Here is a 20,512-nt window from a genome sequence, read left to right as displayed (position 1 = left end):
TCGATCGGCGTGGTCAATCGGGCAGCTTGGGGACCTCACCGTGGTCGGCTCGGCCGAGCAGCACGCCCCGGGTGAGTGCGCCGGCGCCGAAGCGACTCCGGAGGTCGTCGACGGCGGCGTCGAGCGCTGAGGTGTCCAGGGTGACCTGCGCGCCGCTGGTCTGTTCCCGATGCTTCTCCTGCTCGCCGAAGGGCAGGGCCAACTGCACCGCGTCGGCGTCGTCGAGGTTGGCCAGCGAGACACCGATCAGCGTGCACCCGCGTTCGCCGAGGAGGTCGGCGGCGTCGGCCAGCAACCGGCGCGCGGCGACCATGATGATCTGTGTCGACGCCGTCGCCTCGTCGAGGGTGTGCGAACGGGTCACGCGGGTGAAGTCGTCGAATCGCAGCCGCAGCACCAGCGTTCGGCAGACACGGTCCGCGTGGCGCAGGCGCCGACCCAACCGGTCGACGATGGCGACCACCGTCGCCTCGAGATCGCTCATGGCGTGCGGCCCGCGCCCGATGGCGCGTTGCGACCCGATCGAGTGGCGGCGTCTGCCGACGTGCACCGGACGCGGATCGCGGGCCAGCGACAGCGCGTAGAGATGCGCGCCCGCCGACCGTCCGACCACCGAACCGAGCATCTCGTGGCCCATGTCGGCGATGTCGCCGACGGTGTGGACGCCGCTGTCGTGCAATTTCGCCGCGGTCACCGTGCCGACACCCCACAGGCGTTCGACGGGGAGCGGGTGCAGGAACTCCAGCTCGGCATGCGGGGCGACCTCGAGCAGTCCGTCGGGTTTCGCGACCGCGCTGGCCACCTTGGCGAGGAACTTCGTGCGCGCGATGCCGACGGTGATCGGCAGACCCACCTCTGCGGCCACACGTTCGCGGAGGCGGCGTGCGATCTCGACGGGGGTCCCACTGATCCTCCGGAGACCACCGACGTCGAGGAAGGCCTCGTCGATGGAGATGCCCTCGACCAGCGGGGTCGTGTCGTGGAAGACGTCGAACACCGCGCGGCTCGCCTCGGTGTACGCATCGAAACGCGGCGGGACGACCACCGCGTGGGGGCACAGCCGCAGCGCCGCACTCCCTCCCATCGGGGTGCGGATGCCGAACGCCTTCGCCTCGTAGCTCGCCGCGAGCACCACGCCGCCGCCGACGATCACCGGGCGACCACGCAGTCGTCGGTCGTCGCGCTGTTCGACCGAGGCGTAGAACGAGTCGAGATCGGCGTGCAGGATCGACGCAGCACCGTCGGCCGAGACACGCTCCCTCACGAACACATGTTCGCACCCGCCACCGACACCTCGCCGACGGTCGGGACCGTCGCAGCCGACCGGCAGCGAAGATCGTTCCCGACGGGTAAGACTGGACCCATGGCCAAGAAGGTGCGCATCGGTGTCCAGCTCCAGCCACAACACTTCAGCGATTACTCGCAGATCCGCGACGCGGTACGCCGCGCCGAGGACATCGGCGTCGACGTCGCCTTCAACTGGGATCACTTCTTCCCGCTCTACGGCGACCCCGAGGGTTCACATCTGGAGTGCTGGACGATGCTCGCCGCGTGGGCCGAGCAGACCTCGAACATCGAGATCGGCGCGCTGGTGACGTGCAACAGCTACCGCAACCCCGAACTGCTCGCCGACATGGCGCGCACGGTCGACCACATCTCCGGTGGACGACTCATCCTGGGCATCGGTTCGGGCTGGTTCGAGCGTGACTACACCGAGTACGGCTACGAATTCGGCACGGCGGGTTCACGATTGAACGCTCTCGGTGAGGCACTGCCCCGCATCGTCGACCGGTGGTCGAAGCTGAACCCGGCCCCCACACGCGAGATCCCGATCCTCATCGGTGGCGGCGGCGAGAAGAAGACGCTCAAGCACGTCGCGCGCTACGCCCACACCTGGCACTACTTCGTCGACCCGGAGTCCTACCGCCACAAGTCGGGCGTGCTCGAGGCGCACTGCGCCGACATCGGGCGCGACCCGGCCGAGATCGAGCACTCCGCCGGCGTCGAGTTCGACCCGAAGGCCGCTCTCGCCGACGGCCTCAAGGGCGTCGTCGAGCGGGCCGAGCAGCTCCACGCCGAGGGCGTCACCTTCTTCACGGTCGGCGTCGGCGGTCCCGATTACGAACTCGCGCCCGTCGCCGAACTCTGCCGGTGGCGCGACTCGCTGACATGAGCCCGACACCGGGAGTCCTCTACTTCGACGGCGACTGCGGCATGTGCACGCGAGCCCGAGATCTGTTGCAGCGACTCAACCGGACCGGGAAGGTGCGCACCGAACCCCTGCAGTCGGCGGGCACCGCCGACCGCGTCGGGGCGACTCCCGAATCGCTGATGGAGTCGGTCTGGTGGCTCGGCGACGACGGGACCGTGTACTCCGCCGCGCATGCCGCCAACGCCGCGGTCGCGGCGGCCCTCGGCACGTCGCTGCCGTTGCGCGTCTATCGGATCCCCGGCGTGCACCAGGCGCAGGAGGCGGCGTATCGCTGGGTCGCCACCCATCGCCAGTACTTCCCGGGGGTCACCCCGCACTGCCAGGACGCCCCTGCCGACTGCCGCTGAGGCTGTCGCCAGGCACTTTGCCAACCATTTACCTTCTCCACGGGAAGCCTTTACCTCGGCTGCGTAGCGTTCGGCCGTCCCACCCATCCCCCACAGCCCTGGGAGAGTTCTCGTGGTCCGTATCGCGCTGCCCCTGTTCGCCCCCGCCTCCTCGGCACCCGGTTCGTCGAGCCGCGCGCACGTCACGTGCAAGTACAAGTGTGGTGAGGCGTGCTGGCAGGAGCCGGGCAACACCAGCGACAACGAGTACTTCGGCGACGTGGTGCGGTCGATGGTGTCGCGCAGATCGGTGCTCAAGGGCACGGCGACCGCGGCGATCGGTCTCGGTGCCGCCTCGGCTCTCGCCGCCTGCGGCGACGACGGTGGCTCCTCGACGGCCGCACCCTCGACCCCGCCGGTGACCGGCACGGGCACCGGCGACGGTATGAATTTCGCCGCGGTGGCACCGAACACGACCGACGCCGTGGTCATCCCGGCCGGCTACGAGCAGTCGGTGGTGATCCGTTGGGGCGATCCGGTGATCCCCGGTGCACCGGCGTTCGACTTCGCCGCGCAGACCCCGGAGGCGCAGGAGAAGCAGTTCGGGTTCAACAACGATTTCGCCGGTCTCATCGCCGTCGACGGTCAGGCCGACCGCTTCTACCTGGTGTGCAACCAGGAGTACACGACCGAGGAGTTCATGTTCGTCGGCTACACGGCGAAGAACCCGACCGAGAACCAGGCGCGGGTGTCGATGGCCGCGCACGGGATCACCGTGGTCGAGGTGGCCGCCGAATCGGGCAGCGGGAAGCTGACCCCCGTTGTCGGAGAGCGCAATCGGCGGATCACCGCGATGACGCCGTTCACCCTCACCGGCCCGGCCGCCGGCAGCGAGTTCGTGAAGACCTCCGCCGACCCCGCCGGCACCACCATCCTCGGCACCATCGCGAACTGCTCGGGCGGTCTCACACCGTGGGGCACCATGCTCTCCGGCGAGGAGAACTACAACAACTACTTCGCCGGCGCCGACGGCATCTCCGACGCGTCGACCAAGGAGCGGCTCGACCGCTACAGCTTCGCCGACGAGTCGGACTACCACCAGTGGGGTCGCTACGAACAGCGCTTCGATCTGTCGAAGAACCCCAACGAGGCCAACCGGTTCGGCTACATCGTGGAGGTGAACCCGCACGATCCGTCGTCGACGCCGATCAAGCATTCCTCGATGGGCCGCCTCAAGCACGAGTCGGCGAACATCTTCGTCACCTCCGACGGCACCGTGGTCGCCTACACCGGCGACGACGAACGCTTCGAGTACATCTACAAGTTCGTCTCGAGCCGCAAGATCCGTTCGGGCAACGGCAATTCCGCCATGCGCGACAACATGCGCATCCTGGAGGTGGGCACCCTCTATGTCGCGAAGCTCACCGGGGACTCCCCGCAGAGCATCGACGGCTCCGGGAAGCTCCCCGCCGACGGGAAGTTCGCGGGGTCGGGCACGTGGATCCCGCTGCTGACGGTGAACGAGGACGGGACGTCGGAGTCGAGGATCGACGGTATGACCGCCGCCGAGGTCGCGGTGTTCACCCGTATCGCGGCCGACAAGGCCGGCGCGACCAAGATGGACCGCCCCGAGGACATCGAGCCGCACCCCAAGACCGGGAAGGTGTACTGCGCGTTGACCAACAACACCAAGCGCGGCACCGACGGCAAGGCGGGTGCCGACGAGGCGAACCCGCGCAACGAGAACAAGAACGGCCAGATCATCGAGTTCACCGACGACCACGCCGGTACCGCGTTCACCTGGGAGCTGCTGCTGGTCTGTGGCGACCCCGCTGCGGCCGACACCTACTACGGCGGGTTCGACAAGACGAAGGTCAGCCCCATCTCGTGCCCCGACAACGTCGCCTTCGACCCGCACGGCAACCTGTGGATCTCGACCGACGGCAACGCGTTGAAGAGCAACGACGGGCTGTTCGCCGTCGCGCTCGACGGGGCGAATCGCGGTGAGACCAAGCAGTTCCTCACGGTGCCCAAGGGCGCCGAGACGTGCGGGCCGATCATCACCGAGGACCGCATCATCGTGTGCGTGCAGCACCCGGGCGAGACCGACGACGCCAGCGCCGACGCACCCGCATCGAACTGGCCCGACGGCGGATCGGCCCAACCGCGGCCGTCGGTGGTCGCGGTGTGGAAGACCGGCGGCAAGATCGGGGTGTGACCGGGCCTCAGTGCCCGGGCGCCTCGCGGCGTGCGAGCGCGGCGACCGAGGACACGACCCCGGCGCCGTTGATCACGGCCCAGGCGATGTTGCCCGGCTTGCCCGAGCGAATCGCGGCCACAGCGTGATTCGTCCCGAACAGTGCAGACAGCACGGTGAGACCACGGAGCTGGGCGCGGACCGGGTCCTTGTCGCCCGCGACGATGGCGCCACCGGCGACGAGCGTCCCGAGATTCCAGATCGCGATCTCGCGCTGCCACCCGGCGTTGACACCCCACGCCGTGGTGCCGGCGAACTTCTCGGGGAACACTCCCTGGACGACGAGCGCTGCAGCGGTACCCGCCAGCCAGGTCGCGGTGGCGGTTCGAACGGACGGCAGATACACGGCTCCCCCTTGCATGCTCACGGATCAGATGGGCACGACGATACAACCGGGCGCCCGGCCATCGCAGGGGCCTCATCACGGTCCGGATCCCGGTTAACATCGGTTCACCGATCGCTCATCGCGTCGGAGTCCGCGAACCCGAGGGGCAGCCCGTCATGACCACCACCGACTTCGACCTGTTCGCGCTGCCCGAGGAGCATGTTGCGTTGCGCGAGGCCGTCCGGGACCTGTCGGAGAAGCAGATCGCGCCCCACGCGGCCGAGGTCGACGAGGACTCGCGCTATCCCGACGAGGCCCTGGCGGCGCTGAGTGCGGCGGGCTTCTCCGCACTGCACGTCCCCGACGAGTTCGGTGGCCAGGGCGCCGACGGGGTCGCGGTGTGCATCGCCATCGAGGAGGTCGCTCGCGTCTGCGCGGCGTCGTCGATGATCCCCATCGCCAACAAGCTGGGCACCACCGGTCTCATCCTCCGCGGGTCCGACGAGCTGAAGCGCCAGGTGCTGCCATCGGTGGCCTCCGGTGAGGCCATCGCCGCGTACGCACTGTCCGAGCGGGAGGCGGGGAGCGACGCCGCGGCCATGCGGACCCGGGCCCGTGCCGACGGCGACGGGTGGGTGCTCGACGGCGCGAAATGCTGGATCACCAACGGAGGCAGAGCATCCTGGTACACGGTCATGGCGGTGACCGATCCCGACAAGGGTGCCAACGGGATCTCGTCGTTCATGGTGCACTGCGACGACGAGGGTTTCGTCGTCGGGCCGAAGGAACGCAAGATGGGCCTGCACGGGTCGCCGACCGCGGAGATCTACTTCGAGAAGTGCCGGATCCCCGGCGACCGCATCATCGGTGACCCCGGCACCGGGTTCAAGACCGCGCTCACCACCCTCGACCACACCCGCCCCACCATCGGTGCGCAGGCGGTCGGCATCGCTCAGGGCGCGCTCGACGCCACCATCGACTACGTCAAGCAGCGCAAGCAGTTCGGGAAGTCGATCGCGCAGTTCCAGGGCGTCGAGTTCATGATCGCCGACATGGCGATGAAGATCGAGGCCGCCCGCCTGCTGGTCTACTCCGCCGCCGCCCGCGCCGAACGCAACGAGCCGGCGCTGAGCTTCCAGGCCTCGGCCTCCAAGTGTTTCGCCTCCGACGTCGCCATGGAGGTGACCACCAACGCCGTGCAGCTCTTCGGCGGCGCGGGCTACACCCGCGACTTCCCAGTGGAGCGGATGATGCGCGACGCCAAGATCACCCAGATCTACGAGGGCACCAACCAGATCCAGCGAGTGGTGATGGCCCGCGCCCTGCTGCGCTGACCGAACGTCGCCGGCAGTTCGTGTCGTCCGACGACACGGACCGCTACGCGTGTGCGGGCAGGAGGCGATCCACGACGTCGGTGAGGGTGACGACCCCGCGTACCTCGCCTCCCCCGGGTGCCTGCACGACCGCGAGATGCGTGCGGGACTCGCGCATGGTGCGCAACACCTGATGGACCGGCTCGTCGGCGTCGACCCACAGCGGCGACCGCATGATGTCGCCGGCCGTGGAACCCTCCGGCGCGGTGAGACCGTCGCGCACGTGCACCACGCCGACGATCTTGCCCGCCGCCCACACCAGCAGGCGCAGATGGCCGGTGGCGTGTGCCGCAGAACGAATCTCGGAGATCGGTGACCCGACGTCGACGGTCGCCGGGACGGACTCGCCGACGATGTCGCCGACGGTGAGGCGCTCGACCTCCAGCGCACTGATCAGACGGCCGTGATAGCGCTCGTCGAGAGTGCCCACCGTGCCGGAGTGCTCCACCAGATGGCGCAGGCCGTCGGTGTCCTGGGTGCCGTCGGTCTGGTCGACCGGCTCGACGCCCGCACGTCGCAGGCACCAGTTGGCGGCCGAGTTGAGCGCGACGAGCAGTGGTCGGGTGAACCACATGAAGCCGCGCATCGGGATCGCGAGCAGGGTGGCCGAGCGCTCCGGGTGGGCGATTGCCCACGACTTCGGCGCCATCTCGCCGACCACGAGGTGCAGGAACGTCACGATGACGAGCGCGAGCACGAACCCGATGACGTCGGCGACCCACAGCGGGGCACCGAGACTCTCGAACCGCGGCGTGAGCCAGTAGTGCACAGCGGGTTTCGTGACAGCACCCAACGCCAGGGTGCACACGGTGATGCCCAGCTGCGACCCGGCCAACAGCACCGACAGGTCCGAGGCACTGCGCAGCGCGGCCCGGGCGGCGCGGGAGTCGACCGCGGCGTCCTCCAGCCGATGGCGTCGTGCGGCGATCAACGCGAACTCGATCGCGACGAAGAACGCGCTCGCGGCGATGAGGCCCACGGTGACGATGACGAGTACCCAGGGATTGCTCATCGCGTCGTCTCCTCGGTTGCGGCGTGGCCGGTGCGGTCGGTGTCGGTGTGGTCGGGAAGATCGCGGACGACGACCCGGGCGTGGACGCGGGCGGGGACCATGCGCTCGACGGCGACGACGTCCACGGCCAGTTCGCGAATCGGGGGATCGTCCTCGTGCACGAGATCGGCGGCGTCGCCCAGCAATTCGATGGTCACGGTGCTGCCGCACTCCGGAAAGCCCCCGGCGGCATGGATCGCGGCACCGGCGAGCGTCTCGTAATCACCCGCGGGAAGGCGGTATCCGATGATCCGCTCCACCTCGTCGATGGGCATCCCGCCGGGCAGCGACCAGCCGTCGGCCGGCGAGCCGGTGATCTGGACAGGGGTGTCGGCGTCGTGCTCGTCGGCGATGTCACCGACGAGTTCCTCGGCGATGTCCTCGACGGTGACGATGCCCGCGAAGCCGCCGTATTCGTCGATGACCATCGCCATCTCGGCGTTCGCCCGGTCGAGGGTGGTGAGCACCACGGGCAGCGGGAGCGTCGTGGGCACCATGACCGCGGGGCGCACATGGTCGCCGGCGACACCGCGGGGGTCGTCGACGAGCAGGTCGTGCAGGGTGATGACGCCGACCAGGTCGTCGGGATCGTCGCCCATCACCGGGTAGCGGGTGTGGCCGGTGCCCATCGCGGCGAGGACGGTCGACACGTCGTTCGACGCGGCGACGGTGTCCACCCGCGAACGCGGGATCATCGCGTGGACCGCGGTGCGGCCGGGGAAGTCGAGGATGCGGTCGAGCAATGCCGAGAGATCCGGTGCGAGTTCACCGGTCGCGCGTGACTCGGCGACGATGTGGGCGAGGTCGCGCGGTGTCGCCGAGTGCTCGACGTCGTGCACCGGCTTGATACCGAGGACCTTGAGCAAGACGTTCGACGACTGGTCGAACAACCAGATGAGCCATCCGAACGCCGACAAATAGAGCGTCGTCGACCTGGCGAGCCATTTCGCAACGGGTTCGGGCCGGGCGATGGCCAGGTTCTTGGGGAACAGCTCACCGAAGAGCATCTGCACCACCGTCGACAAAACGACCGCGACGACGGTGCCGATCGCGACACCGATGGCCGCGCCGACGCCGATGCCGCCGAGCAGTTCGCCGACCCCCTCGCCGATCAGCGGTTCGGCCACGTACCCGACGAGCAGGCCGGTCACGGTGATGCCGAGTTGGGCGCCCGAGAGCATGAACGAGGTGCGGCGGGTCACGCCGAGGGCGCGTTGCGCGGCGCGGTCGCCTGCGGCCGCGGCGGCCTTGAGTCGCGACCGGTCGACCGCCATGTAGGCGAACTCCTGCGCGACGAAGTACCCGGTGAACGCGGTGATGATGAGCACCACCACGATGCCGGCGAGGATTCCCAGGATCGTCACGACAGTTCTACGAGCGATCCCGGGTAAAAGTTCCTTTACGCTTCATCGGCCGAGTGCGCCACCGTCGACACGCATCGGATCGCATGTCGTCAGTCGAGCCAGTCGAGCACCGCGGCCGCGGTCCAGCTCTGCTGCATGCTGCCCAGCGGTTCGCCGGTGAACGGTTCGTAGTACTCCGCGAACGACCCGTCCTGCGCCTGCCGCAGCCCCTCCTCGCGCAGTCGCGCCGACTTCTCCGGCCATCCGCGCCGGGCGAAGGCCCACGAGAACAACCACGTCATCACCGGCCAGACCGGCCCGCGCCAGTACTCCCGCGGTTTGAAATCCGCCGCGATCGGCGAGTTGCTGGGCGGGACAGCGTATTTGAGATCCGGATGACCACAGAACCGCGGTCCCTCGAACATCCGCATCAGTGCCCGCTCACGCTCGCGGGGCAGTCCCCCGCACAGCAGCGGCGCGAACGACGCGATCGTCTCGGTGTTGACCCATCGACCCGCACGCAGGTCGAAGTCGCGCGCGGCGCCGGTGCGTTCGCTGGTCGCCGCGACGACGCCGGCCCGGAATCGGTCGGCCCACGCCCGCAGGTCGCGGACGTCGGACCGGGGTTTCGAGTAGTCCTCCCCGATGGTGGCCAGCACGTCGCAGGCGACGGCGAAGATGGCGCTGACGAAGACGTCCTCGACGGCGAAACTCATGACCGACGGCAGCAGCGCGTCGTCGTAGTGCACGCGCTTCATCTGCTCGACCAGCCAGAGGTAGCGGTCGTATTCCAGATCGGTGGGTCGCATCGTCAGGTCGGCGACGTGGGACAGGTCGGCGCGGGTGTAGTGCGGCAGATCGGCGCCGGGAACCACGTTGCCGTAGGCGGCATCCCACCGCGGCGAGTTGTCCATACCCGATTCCCACCCGTGGAACAGCGTGATCCGTCCGCGTCCCTGGGGATCGCGTGCGTGGGCGAGCCACCGGTGCCACCGCATGAGGTTCCCCCACCGGCGGTCGATGAACTCGTTGGCCGCCTGACGGGTGGTGCGACCACGTCGGCGCGACTGATCGAGGATGCGCTGCACCGCGATCGCGTGCACCGGGGGCTGGGTGATGCCGGAGGTGTCCGCCGTCGTCGGTGCGTGCTCCGCGAGACGGGAGACCTCCCAGCGAGCCGGTCCCGGGAAGTAGCCGTCGCGACCGTTGGCGAACACGATGTGCGGGATCATCCCGTTCGACCACTGCGCCGAGAGCAGCGTGTCGAGCTCGACGACGGCGCGTTCGACGCTGAGCGGCGCCAGACCGACGGCGACGAATGCCGCGTCCCAACTCCACATGTGGGGATAGAGCCTCGGGGCGGCGCTCGTCATGGTTCCCAGATCGTTGCCACGCAACAGGTATGCCGCGCGCGCCGACAACTGGGTCGGGGTGAAGCCGAGGTTCGCCACCCGGCACATTCTGCCTCGACCGCCGCACCCCTCGCTCGTCACACGACGCTCACAGGTTGCTTAGGTAAGGTTTGCCACACCCGAGACGACGGATGTGAGCACGATGACGAAGAAGCTGCTGTGGGCCGCCGGGATCGTGGTGGTGTTCGCGATCGTCGCGTTCGCCGCCGGACCATGGGTCTACAAGAACTGGATCGTCACCGACGCCGACGCCGAACTCGCGCTGCCGTCGCAGACCCAGGGCGCCACCGTCGACGTCGCCGGGAACTGGACCGTGGTGCCCGGCCCGAGCACCGACGACGCCCGCACCCAGGCCGGCTACCGCGTCGACGAGGTGCTCCGCGGGGAGAACATCACCGTCAACGGACGCACGACACAGGTCTCCGGCGGCATCACCGTCACCGGCAACACCCTGGAATCAGGCACCATCACCGTCGACGTCGCCTCCATCCGCAGCCCGGATTCATCCCGCGACAACCGATTCCGCGGCGCGAACATCATGGACACGTCCGCGCACCCGACCGCGACGTTCACCATCACCCGGCCCGTCGACATCTCCGGCGTCCCGGCCTCGGGCGCCCGCGCCACGGTTCCGGCGACCGGCACGATGACCGTGAAGGGCGTGGAGCGTCCGGTCACCACCGACCTCGCGGTGGCGCGCTCGGGGGCGTCGGTGATCGTGCAGGGTTCGATCCCGGTCACGTGGTCGGACTTCGGGGTCGAGGCACCGTCGATCGGCAACTTCGTCACCGTCGAGAAGACGGGCAGCATCGAGTTCCTGGTCAATCTGGCCAGGTCGTGACCGTCCGCGTCGCCGTGGTCGAGGCCGACGGCTCGGTAGCGTGGACGCGATCCGCGCCGAACGCCGACCTTCCACCGGCACCTGAGAGAGGACATCAGTGACCGTCACGCCTGACGCCGACCCCACCGACACCCGACGTACCGGTTACCGGCGTCGGCTGATGGACGGGATGGCCGAGGCGTTGGCGGCATCGCCGTACCGCGACGTCACGATCGGTGACGTCGTGAAGCGGGCGCACACGTCACGTCGGACCTTCTACGAGGAGTTCCGCGACCGCGACGACTGCTACTTCGCGCTGTTGCGCTCGGTGCATTCGGTGATGCTGACCGAGGTCGCCGCCGCCGTCGACCCGCGGTCGGGCTGGCAGGATCAGATCCGGCAGGCCGTCACCGCCTACTTCACCGCGGTGGCCGCACACCCCGCGGTGATCCGCAGCTGGGTACGCGAACTGCCGTCACTGGGCGACCCCGCGGTGACCCTCGCGAGCCGACCCCGCGACGAATTCATCACCCTGCTCGTCGGACTCAGCGCCACCGACGAGATGCGCACCGCCGGGTTCCACCCGCTGTCGGTCGACACGGCCCGATTCCTGGTCGGCGGGGTCGAGGAGATGACCGCACTCGTCGTCGAGGACAACCGACCCGTCGGCGAGATCGTCGAGGTCGCCGTCGAGGCCATGACCGCCGTCGTCGGCCTGGCGCGCACGCAGACCGCCGACGTCTGACCGCAGCCGACCGCCGTTCGTGCCTATCGTGGGTCCATGCCCACCGCCCTCATCACCGGTGCGAGCCGCGGCCTGGGTGCCGCCATCGCACGTGCCCTCGCCCCCACCCATGACCTGCTGCTCGGCGGCCGTCCGTCGGCCGAACTCGACGATCTCGCGGTGGAGCTCGAAGGGTCGTCGACGTGGTCGGTGGAGCTGACCGACCACGACGAGGTGGAGGCCGCCACCGAGGCGATCACCTCCCTCGACGTCCTCGTACACAACGCCGGGGTGGGCGGCATCTCGCCAGTCGAGGAGACCCCTGCCGAGGAGTACCGCCGGATCATGGAGGTCAACTTCATCGCCGCCGCCGAGCTGACGCGGTTGCTGCTGCCCGCGTTGCGCGAGGTGGACGGGCACATCGTGTTCGTGAACTCCGGTGCCGGCCGCGCCGCGCGACCCGGGTGGAGTGCCTACGCCGCGAGCAAGTTCGCGCTGCGCGCGTTCTCCGAGTCGCTACGGGAGGAGGAACCCGACCTGCGGGTGACCTCGGTGTTCCCTGGTCGCATCGACACCGACATGCAGCGCGAACTCGTCGACATCGAGGGCGGCGAGTACGACGCCACCCGGTTCCTCACGCCGCAGACCGTCGCCGCGGCGGTGGCACATGCGATCGCCACACCGCGCGACGCGCATCCCACCGAGATCGTGCTGCGCCCCACCGGACGTCGCTGAGTCAGATCTGCTTGAGGTCGGTCGCGGGGTCCCACACCGCCCGCATGCTGACGACGCGGCCGTCGTCGTCGAATCGCATGATGTCGACGGGGGTTACCTCGAACTTCGCGTCGCCCGCGGCGGTCACCAGCGAGAACTCGAACACCGCGGTGTCGCCGGCGATCCGCATCCACTTGAGTTCGGTCGAGCGCTCGAGCTGGGCGATGACGCCGTAGAACTCGAGCAGCGCCTCGCGGGTCGACTTGATGTCGCTGCCGATCGGGTCCTCCACGGTCGCCGACTCGGCGTAGAGGTCGACGACCTGCTCGGCCGTCCCCGATCCGACCAGCTCCACGTACGCCTGCACCGCACTCGCGATCTGCTCGTTGCTCATCGATCACCTTTCTCGAAACTAGAACGTGTTCTATCTTTGCGAGCAGAGTAGATCACCGACCGCGGCGATTCGACCCGATCGGCTCCTCGCCGATCTCCTCCGACCCCGACTGCTTCGTGTTAAGAGCCCCAAAACACCACGACGTCGTAGACAATCGTGGTCGTGCCGACTAACCGTGGGGGATCGCTGTCGGGGGGACCGTTGGATCCGGGTGGTCGCGCCCGCGCGTTGTCGACCGGGATCGCAGTGTTGTGCCTGCTCGCCGCCGTGGGCTGGACGGTCGCCGCCACCGCACCCGGTGGCCCCGACTCCGGCCTGCGCGTGGTCGGTGCGGTCGTCGCCATCGCCGTCGCGATCGCCGCCACCGTGCTCTGGGCGACCCGTCGGTGCACGTCGGCCGCGGCACTTCTCGGGTTCATCGTCGTCGCCGACCTCGCGACCCTGGTGGCGGCCCTGTCCCCCGCCGATCCGCGGGTCGGTCTCGCGGCCACCATCACGCTGGTCTTCCTCGGCACGTTCACCGCGGCCTTCTCGGTCACCGCCGTCGTGTACGGCCAGGCCGCGGCCTCGGCCGCGATCGTGATGCTCACGGCGGTCGTCGGGGTCTCGCAGTCGGCGGCGTCGGCCGGCGATGTGGCGCCGTTCGCCGTCGAGGCGGCAGTGGCCGCCATCGTGCTGCCGCTGATACTGCATCATGGGTTCGCGGTGGCCGGGAACAGGCACCTGACCCAGAGAGGTGAGCCGATGCGCGATCCACTGACCGAAGTCCTCACCCGACACGGTCTGTACTCCGCTGCGTCGACCGGTCTGACGACCCTCAACCGCAAGGACTACCTCGTCGTGGTCCGGGTACACCTCGACCAGTTCCACGACATCGCCGTCGGTGACGGCCACGAGCGCGGCGAGCAGGTCCTCAAGCGCGTCGCGGGCCGCCTCGCACAGGGTGTCCGCGGCGGCGACTTCGTCGCCCGCACCGGTGACGCGGAGTTCTCGGCCCTGGCCGGCGTCACGCACGAGGGTGTCGAGATCTTCGCCAACCGCTTCCGCGAACTCGTCTTCGACGTCGACGACCCGGTGCCCGTGAGCGCCAGTGTCGGCGTGGCGTTCACGCCGACACCCATCGATGCGGCCGACGTGCAGACCCCGATCGACGACCTGCTGCACCGCGCCGGTGTGGCGATGCAGTCCGCGCAGGACGCCGGCGGCGACCGCGTGGAGATCGACTGGAGTGCCGTCCCCCCGGTGGTCGCCGGTGGCCCGGACGCATGATCACCCGCTGATTCACCCTGATCGTCGACGTTTCACCGCGTACCGTGCATCGGGTGCGCAGCGCCGTGGGGGAGATGCGCCGTACCGTCCTGCATCTGGCGGTGGCGGCCTGGGGCAAGCCTGACCGTTTCCAGTGGTTCTCCGACTACCTCGAGATGCACTCCCTGCGAGCGTTCGTCCGACTCGCTGTCGCCTTCACCACCGCGCTGATATCGATCATCCCGTTCGTCAACATGGCGAGCCCCGACGGCGCCGCGGGACCGGTGCGTTACACGACGGCCGTCATCGCAGGCGTCGGCGGCTGCGCACTGGCGGTGCTGTGGATGACGACGGCATGGCCCGATCGCCGTCGGTCGATCACGTTCGTCGCGCTCGCCGACGTGTTCATCACACTGGGACTGTTCAGCGACAGCCTGCCGCTCGCGGGACTGGCCGGCGCCACGGTCTTCGCGGTCGTCGGCGGGTACTGCGCCTTCTTCCACAACACCCGTGTCCTGGCGGCGCACGTCGCCATGGTGACGCTGGTGACCGCCGTCCTGGCCACGATGACCGCCGTCGCGGGGGATCCGGCGATGGCGATCAGCAAGGCGATGGTGGTGATCTTGGTCAACCTCGTGATCCCGGCGACCTCGCAGGTGCTGCTCGGCATGCTGAGCTCCGACTCGGTCGAGTCCCGCCGGGATCCGTTGACGCAGTTACCCAATCGTCGCGGCCTCGAGCAGGCGGTGGCATCCGTCGGCCGGTATCGTCCGCGCGGACCCGACGACGTCGTGGTCGCGATCGTGTTGGATCTCGATGCGTTCAAGCGCGTCAACGACGCCCGGGGACACGAGTGCGGGGACCTGGTCCTCGCCGAGACCGCGCACCGTCTCGCCGCCACCATCGGCGACGCCGACATCCCCTGCCGGATGGGCGGAGAGGAATTCGTCGTGGTCGCACGACGACCACTCGGCGAGGCCGCCGTGCTCGCCGAACGGATCCGAACGGCCGTGCTCGCGCCCAATCAGGGGTTGCGCGTGACCGCCAGCGTCGGGGTGGCCTGGGCCGACGCCGAGGCGATGTCGGTCGACAGCGCCGCGACCGTCGTCGAGAACCTCATCCGGTCGGCCGACCGCGCGATGTACGACGCCAAACGGTCCGGGGGCAACCGTGTGCGCCTGCACACCGACCGCGACGACACCGCCGACGAGTACGCGGGCTGAGCCGTCAGATCGCGTCGAGTCGCGGCTTGACCTGCTGCACAACTGATTCGACCCATCCCGCGGGGTCGTCGGATGCAGGTCCTACGAACACCTGACCGACGCCGAGTGCGGCGTAGCGCTCCATCTCGGCGAGGAACGCGTCGGTGTCGGCGAGCGGGTCGGTGGCGATGATGATCGTGCGCAGGATCGTCGAGGGGTCGCGGTTCTCGGTGTCGCAGTGTCCGTCGAGCACCTCGATCTTGTGGCGCACCTCGTCGACGCCTGTCGCGAACAGGTTGCACATGTCGGCGTGGCGGGCCACGAGACGCAACGTCTTCTTCTCGCCGCTGCCACCGATCATCAGCGGCGGACCCGGTTGCGACAGTGTCGGCGGGTTGTTGAGGGTCTCGGCCAGTCGATAGTGCGTGCCCTCGTACGGACCGGTGTCGGCACTCCACATCTGCCGACAGATCTCGATCGTCTCCTCCAGACGTTCAAAGCGCTCGGAGGTCGACGGGTAGGGCACGCCGAGGCCGTGGTGTTCGCGTTCGTACCAGGCGGCGCCCACCCCGAGCAGCGCCCGCCCCTGCGACAGCACGTCGAGGGTCGCCACCGTCTTGGCGAGCAGTCCGGGGTGCCGGTAGGTGATGCCGGTGACCAGCGTGCCGAGCTGGATCCGTTCGGTCTGTCCGGCGAGGAAGTTCAGCACCGAATAGCCCTCGAGCATGGGCTCGTCCGGTCCGCCGAGGTTTTCCATCTGGAACCAGTGGTCCATCACGGTCAGCGTCTCGACGCCGCCCTGATCGGCCGCGCGCGCCGCGCCCGCGAGCGCCGGGCCCAGTGCGGCCGGCCCGCCGGGCAGGGTCATGTTCGCCAGGTGCACAGCGAGTTTCATGCCGTCACCACCCCATCGATCCGGGGATGCCCTTGAACGGGCCGGCCACGGTGCTGGTGACCCAGCCGCCATAGAAGCCACCCGGCTGCGGTGTCACCGTCTCGCCGTTGACCGTGGCGCGGTCGACCTGCGCGGCCATCACCGCGATCGCGCCACGCAGATCCACGAAACCCGGTGTCGGGTCGAGATATGTCCATGCCGCGCGCGGCGCCCCGGCCTCGGGGGTGACGAGGTCGAAGTAGGAGGCCTCGCCCTTCCACTCACACCACGAGGCGCCCTGGGTCTCGCGGAGTACGCCGTCGACGAACGCCTCGCGCGGCAGGTAGTAGGTCGGCGGGTGACTGGTCTCCAACACCCGCCACCCCGTGGTCGTCGAGGCGATCTCGATGCCGCCGAGGGAGATGGTGATCGATCCCGAGAACGGTTCCAGCCGTGGCGGTCGCGGGTAATCCCACACCGATTCCTGTCCGGGAGCGGGCTTGTCGGGCGTGGGTCGACGCATCATGGGACCACTCTACGGACGCAGAACACCCCGCGACGGCGTCGGTTCAGACGCGGAACTCCCGGTAGATCTCCGGCAGGAACTGTGCGAGGTGGTTCATCTCCTGACCGCAGTGCATCAGCAGGTCGCGGGCGAGATCGATGCCCAGGAACAGGTCGCTCGGATCGACCGACGCCCCGCGGGCCACGGCGCACGCCGCCTGCGGGAGATCGGGCACGTGCAGGCCGCGGATGTTGAGGTAGAAGCGACTGCGCATCTCCGCGCCGCCGGGGACCGGCCGCACCTGGTGGGCGAGCCAGCCGAGGTCGACCGGGGCGATGCTGCTGCCGACACGGCCATAGATGATCGTCTGATCGGCGGGCACGGTGAACCCGTTGGCGACCGGATCGCGGAAGTCGATGCCCAGTTGCTGCAGCTTCGGTCCGACGAGTTCGTCGACGTAGCTGGTGTTGCCGATGTACTTGGCCTTGTCGGAGATCGGGGCCGTCGTGCGGTTCTCCCGCAGGGCCGCGTACTCGTGGGCGTCGGGGTGCCACAGCTTGTAGCGCGCCGACTCGATGGAGTGCCAGCCGAACCACCAGTCCCACATCGCCGCGGTCACGCGGGGCATCTCGGTGCGGCATGCGACGAAGAGGACCCCGTCGGACCGCTGGCCGTAGCCGACCTCGATCGGTGAGTACCCCGACGGACCGAGATCGCGGGTGAGGCGACCGAATTCGGGGATCGACGCCGGCGGCAGTGGTGGCCCGTCGAATGCGGTGCGCACCACCTGCGGCGCCGGATCGGTGTGGCCCGTGAAGTATTTGGCGTACGGCGTGGCCTGATCGGCCTCGCGGTACCCCACGTAGCGCTCGGAGCAACTCTGCGTGATCGGCCCCTCCGACGATCCCGTCGGTGCCGCCCCGGCGACCGGGCCGCGCCCCAGCGACATGGTGGCCGCCGCCACCCCGGCACCGGCCGCGCCGAGGAGGGTGCGCCGGTTCGGATTCCAGGTTCTCAACATCTGTTGAGCATAGGTCGTCGACGCCGACTCGGTCAACGATCCGGTCGCCGACGTGCGCGGCGATCGATGCTGCATTGTCGGTGGCCGATATCGGACCGTAAGTTCTTGGTCGTGGAGGAAGCCCAGAGCAGTGCCGAGCGGCCCGGTCGGCGCGACGTGATCATGGCTGCCGCGGTGACCGTCCTCGCCGAGCGCGGACCACGCGGGTTCACCCACCGCGCGGTCGATGCCGCCGCCGGCCTGGGCGCCGGAGCGGTCAACTATCACGCGCCGTCACGTGCCCGACTGCTGTCACTCGCCCTCGAAGAGGTGTTCCGGCGCGACCTCGAGACCGCCGCCCGCCACTTCGCGATCGAGACGTGGACGCACGAGAACGTGGTGTCCGCCCTCGTGGGCTTCGTGACCGACATGACGTCGGACGCCAACCGCGACCGCATCGTGGCCCGCCATCACCTGCGCGGCGAGGCACGCACGAACGACGAACTCCGCGACGCCTTCGACAGGCAACAGGCCGGGTTCGTGCAGCTGGTGCGCGCAGGCTTCGAGACGGCCGGGGGCACCACGAGTGAGGTGACCGCAGAACTGTTCCGACTCGCGGTGGACGGCCTGATGAATCGCCAGACCCTGTACGGGTCCACGCCCCTCACCGACGATCAGATCCTCGAGATCGCCCACCTCATCGTTCCGCGTTGATCCCCTACAGACGCGGGTACGGCCTCACAGATGCAGGTGCGCCCGTAGTGCCGGCCAGCGGAGGGCGGCGACGCGAACGTCGGTCGCCGCGTTGAACCCCGGTGTGAAGACATCGGCGACGGTCTCGGTACCGAAGCTGAAGATCCCGAACAGCTGAGCCCGCGCGCCGTCACCGATCACCATCGGGCCGCCGCTGTCGCCGAAACCCGCCTGCACCGATGGGACACCTGGGCGCGACTGCGCGCACACCATTCCCGCCGTTCGACATCGCCGACGCCACCGTCGGACCCGCGACGATCCCCGCCACCGCGGCGACCGCCACGACCACGGCGGTCAGCCGACCACGACACACACCCCTCACGACGCCTCCTGAACACCGGTCATCATCGACACCGTTCGCCACACCGACGAGGCCCGTACCGGTCCACGACGCCCACTGTGAGGCGGATGAGCCCGCGGGACGGTCGGTCATCTCCTCCACGAGCACGTCGGCCGGATCCGATCACCGCGATCCGTATTCGGACTTATGCACAGGGTCGTGTTGAGCAGCGGAGAAGCCCATGATTGACTTCCTTTCACATGCTTCCGACGTGGTGATTCCCGAGAGCTGTCCGTGCGCTCTCGGAGGGGTGTTCATCGATCACCCGCCGGGATCGTCGTGCCCGCTCGTGGGCACGCCGAGGCCACACGCCGCCGTGTACCTTTTCGCTCGACCCGCCGTCGCCGGCCCCTGCCGGCGCCTGACCGATCACGAGGAGAGTGACCGTGTCGCTTCACCATCCGCAGAGGGTGACCCGGACGACCGCCGGGGTGATGCTCGCCGCCGCCATCGCCGCGGGTACCGCGGGTCAGGCGTTCGCCGCGCCCCCCGGCACAGCTCCCCCGTCGACCGACATGGCACCGGGCATCGCCCCTGCCACGCCGACGCCTCCTCCCCCCGCGCCGACGCCTCCGCCCGTGCAGGGACGCAGCATCATCCCCGCGCCGACCTTCGATGCGCCGGTCATCTACGAGGACTCGCCCGGCTACACGCCGCCGGTCTACTCGGGCACCTACAACCCGGTCCCGCCGACGATCACCGCGCCCAAGCCGACCAAGCCGGTCAACCCCGTGCTGCCCCGGCCCGGCATCATCAAGCTCGGTAACTTCCGCACCCCGCAGCCGGCGTTCCTCTCCGACGCCGACGCCCGCAACCTCAACGGCCAGGCCGCGACCATCGAGGCCCGCACCGCGACCTACTACGAGTCCATCGGCTTCCCGAAGGACCAGGCCGCCCGTACCGCCGCGTCGACCACCGTCGGCATTCTCGTCGGCGGTGCTGCCGGAGCTGTCGCACTCGGCATCCCGGCCACGGTTGCCGGTGCAATCATCGGTCTCCCGGTCGGTGCAGGAGTCGGTGCCGCTGCAGGTGCGATCACGGGCGCCGTGATCGGCGGGCCCGCGGCTCCGGCAACGGCAACGCTGTTCGCGGGCCAAGGCGCCCTCATCGGCCTCGCCGCAGGCCCTGCGGTCGGCGCCATCGCCGGTGCCGCCGGTGGCGGTCTCCTCGGTGCGACAGTCGGCGGAGTCATCGGCGGCGCGATCGGTTACGCGGTCGGCGCCGGTGACCCGGGTGCCGATCCGAACGCACCGCTGGGTGGGGCCACGCAAGAGGATCCGCGGAAGTCGAAGCCGGCTCCGCCGAACCCCGACGCCAACCAATACGAGCTGCACCTCGACCGCTCGAACCTGCCCGGTAACGACAAGGTCGACTACGTGGTCGCCAAGAACGGTGACGTGAAGGGTCAGGTGAAGATCGGTGCGGTGAACGTGCCCATCGACATCGACCACGACGCGGCTGATGCGCCGTTCAAGGCAGCCGGGGTGTTCGCCCAGACCGCTCGCGATTCGGTGACGGCCGCGGTGATCAACTTCGGTAAGGAGGCCCAGCGTGCGTTCCCGGGTCTCGAGATCTCCTACCCGCAGTACGTCGGTGCGCCGGCGGGGGGCCGACACCGACAGTGACACCCACGCGATGA

At 69.1% G+C, this 20,512-nt stretch carries 20 protein-coding genes and 1 pseudogene; 11 read left to right on the top strand and 10 right to left on the bottom strand.

All coding sequences use genetic code 11. The annotated features are described in order from the left end of the window. Nucleotides 1-13 precede the first annotated feature (13 nt). Nucleotides 14-1,264 carry a DNA polymerase IV gene (gene dinB / locus ACQ7HM_RS05960; RefSeq protein ID WP_434215289.1) on the bottom strand — a complete coding sequence of 417 codons (1,251 nt, stop codon included), beginning with the start codon at nt 1,262-1,264 and terminating at the stop codon, nt 14-16. Between the two features lie 99 nt (nt 1,265-1,363). On the opposite strand from dinB, the gene ACQ7HM_RS05955 reads away from it, so the two are divergent. From ACQ7HM_RS05955 to ACQ7HM_RS05945, 3 genes are all read left to right on the top strand, one after another. Then, entirely contained in the window at nt 1,364-2,173 is an 810-nt protein-coding gene (locus ACQ7HM_RS05955) for an LLM class F420-dependent oxidoreductase (protein WP_434215288.1), read from the top strand. Beyond that, nucleotides 2,170-2,559, top strand: coding sequence for a thiol-disulfide oxidoreductase DCC family protein (locus ACQ7HM_RS05950; RefSeq protein ID WP_434215287.1), 390 nt, complete (start codon nt 2,170-2,172; stop codon nt 2,557-2,559). Before ACQ7HM_RS05955 ends, ACQ7HM_RS05950 begins: the two co-directional genes overlap by 4 nt. A 112-nt stretch (nt 2,560-2,671) precedes the next feature. Next, entirely contained in the window at nt 2,672-4,756 is a 2,085-nt protein-coding gene (locus tag ACQ7HM_RS05945) for a PhoX family protein (RefSeq protein ID WP_434215286.1), read from the top strand. 7 nt (nt 4,757-4,763) lie between these two features. On the opposite strand, the gene ACQ7HM_RS05940 is transcribed toward ACQ7HM_RS05945, so the two are convergent. Beyond that, a complete protein-coding gene (locus tag ACQ7HM_RS05940; protein WP_434215285.1) occupies nt 4,764-5,162 on the bottom strand; it encodes a hypothetical protein in 399 nt (132 codons plus the stop codon). Between the two features lie 134 nt (nt 5,163-5,296). Between ACQ7HM_RS05940 and ACQ7HM_RS05935 the strand changes: the two genes are divergently transcribed. Beyond that, a complete protein-coding gene (locus tag ACQ7HM_RS05935; RefSeq protein ID WP_434215284.1) occupies nt 5,297-6,454 on the top strand; it encodes an acyl-CoA dehydrogenase family protein in 1,158 nt (385 codons plus the stop codon). A gap of 43 nt (nt 6,455-6,497) precedes the next feature. Here the strand turns inward: ACQ7HM_RS05935 and ACQ7HM_RS05930 are convergent, their stop codons facing one another. The 3 genes from ACQ7HM_RS05930 to ggh form a co-directional block, all read right to left on the bottom strand. After that, nucleotides 6,498-7,505 carry a hemolysin family protein gene (locus ACQ7HM_RS05930; protein ID WP_434215283.1) on the bottom strand — a complete coding sequence of 336 codons (1,008 nt, stop codon included), beginning with the start codon at nt 7,503-7,505 and terminating at the stop codon, nt 6,498-6,500. Then, entirely contained in the window at nt 7,502-8,908 is a 1,407-nt protein-coding gene (locus tag ACQ7HM_RS05925) for a hemolysin family protein (RefSeq protein WP_434215282.1), read from the bottom strand. The genes ACQ7HM_RS05930 and ACQ7HM_RS05925 overlap by 4 nt, the downstream gene beginning before the upstream one ends. Before the next feature lie 89 nt (nt 8,909-8,997). After that, complete coding sequence (gene ggh / locus ACQ7HM_RS05920; RefSeq protein WP_434215281.1) at nt 8,998-10,338, bottom strand: glucosylglycerate hydrolase; 1,341 nt, start codon at nt 10,336-10,338, stop codon at nt 8,998-9,000. Between the two features lie 103 nt (nt 10,339-10,441). Here ggh and ACQ7HM_RS05915 point away from each other — a divergent pair, with 103 nt between their 5' ends. The 3 genes from ACQ7HM_RS05915 (at nt 10,442) to ACQ7HM_RS05905 (ending at nt 12,578) form a co-directional block, all read left to right on the top strand. Continuing rightward, nucleotides 10,442-11,140: a YceI family protein gene (locus ACQ7HM_RS05915; protein ID WP_434215280.1), complete on the top strand. Its 699-nt coding sequence runs from the start codon at nt 10,442-10,444 to the stop codon at nt 11,138-11,140. A gap of 97 nt (nt 11,141-11,237) precedes the next feature. Next, a complete protein-coding gene (locus tag ACQ7HM_RS05910) occupies nt 11,238-11,864 on the top strand; it encodes a TetR/AcrR family transcriptional regulator (RefSeq protein WP_434215279.1) in 627 nt (208 codons plus the stop codon). A 36-nt stretch (nt 11,865-11,900) separates the two neighbouring features. Continuing rightward, complete coding sequence (locus ACQ7HM_RS05905) at nt 11,901-12,578, top strand: SDR family oxidoreductase (RefSeq protein WP_434215278.1); 678 nt, start codon at nt 11,901-11,903, stop codon at nt 12,576-12,578. Between the two features lies 1 nt (nt 12,579). Here the strand turns inward: ACQ7HM_RS05905 and ACQ7HM_RS05900 are convergent, their stop codons facing one another. Further along, nucleotides 12,580-12,951 carry a nuclear transport factor 2 family protein gene (locus tag ACQ7HM_RS05900; protein WP_434215277.1) on the bottom strand — a complete coding sequence of 124 codons (372 nt, stop codon included), beginning with the start codon at nt 12,949-12,951 and terminating at the stop codon, nt 12,580-12,582. 162 nt (nt 12,952-13,113) lie between these two features. On the opposite strand from ACQ7HM_RS05900, the gene ACQ7HM_RS05895 reads away from it, so the two are divergent. Next, nucleotides 13,114-14,220 (top strand): diguanylate cyclase domain-containing protein, encoded by a 1,107-nt coding sequence (locus tag ACQ7HM_RS05895; protein ID WP_434215276.1) that lies wholly within the window; start codon nt 13,114-13,116, stop codon nt 14,218-14,220. Nucleotides 14,221-14,273: 53 nt separating this feature from the next. Further along, on the top strand, nt 14,274-15,422 hold the full coding sequence (locus ACQ7HM_RS05890; protein WP_434215275.1) for a diguanylate cyclase: 1,149 nt from the start codon (nt 14,274-14,276) through the stop codon (nt 15,420-15,422). A gap of 4 nt (nt 15,423-15,426) precedes the next feature. Here the strand turns inward: ACQ7HM_RS05890 and ACQ7HM_RS05885 are convergent, their stop codons facing one another. The 3 genes from ACQ7HM_RS05885 to ACQ7HM_RS05875 are packed head-to-tail and all read right to left on the bottom strand — an operon-like array spanning nt 15,427 to nt 17,801. Further along, nucleotides 15,427-16,296: an LLM class F420-dependent oxidoreductase gene (locus ACQ7HM_RS05885; protein WP_434215274.1), complete on the bottom strand. Its 870-nt coding sequence runs from the start codon at nt 16,294-16,296 to the stop codon at nt 15,427-15,429. A gap of 4 nt (nt 16,297-16,300) precedes the next feature. Continuing rightward, nucleotides 16,301-16,801, bottom strand: a complete 501-nt coding sequence (locus tag ACQ7HM_RS05880; RefSeq protein WP_434215273.1) for a DUF427 domain-containing protein — start codon at nt 16,799-16,801, stop codon at nt 16,301-16,303. 43 nt (nt 16,802-16,844) lie between these two features. Then, the gene (locus tag ACQ7HM_RS05875) at nt 16,845-17,801 is read right to left on the bottom strand and encodes a DAPG hydrolase family protein (protein ID WP_434215272.1); all 957 of its coding nucleotides are present in this window, start codon (nt 17,799-17,801) and stop codon (nt 16,845-16,847) included. A gap of 111 nt (nt 17,802-17,912) precedes the next feature. Between ACQ7HM_RS05875 and ACQ7HM_RS05870 the strand changes: the two genes are divergently transcribed. Further along, on the top strand, nt 17,913-18,494 hold the full coding sequence (locus tag ACQ7HM_RS05870; protein ID WP_434215271.1) for a TetR/AcrR family transcriptional regulator: 582 nt from the start codon (nt 17,913-17,915) through the stop codon (nt 18,492-18,494). Between the two features lie 24 nt (nt 18,495-18,518). Here the strand turns inward: ACQ7HM_RS05870 and ACQ7HM_RS05865 are convergent. After that, a pseudogene (locus tag ACQ7HM_RS05865) lies at nt 18,519-18,755 on the bottom strand (trypsin-like serine protease); the annotation flags it as partial. 528 nt (nt 18,756-19,283) lie between these two features. Between ACQ7HM_RS05865 and ACQ7HM_RS05860 the strand changes: the two are divergent. Continuing rightward, nucleotides 19,284-20,498 (top strand): hypothetical protein, encoded by a 1,215-nt coding sequence (locus tag ACQ7HM_RS05860; protein ID WP_434215270.1) that lies wholly within the window; start codon nt 19,284-19,286, stop codon nt 20,496-20,498. Nucleotides 20,499-20,512 lie beyond the last annotated feature (14 nt).

Origin of the sequence: Williamsia sp. MIQD14 (genome assembly GCF_051025635.1) — a bacterium.
Classification (GTDB): Bacteria; Actinomycetota; Actinomycetes; order Mycobacteriales; family Mycobacteriaceae; genus Williamsia_A.
The sequence above is the reverse complement of the archived record's forward strand: the minus strand, read 5'-3'. Positions and strand labels throughout refer to the sequence as shown.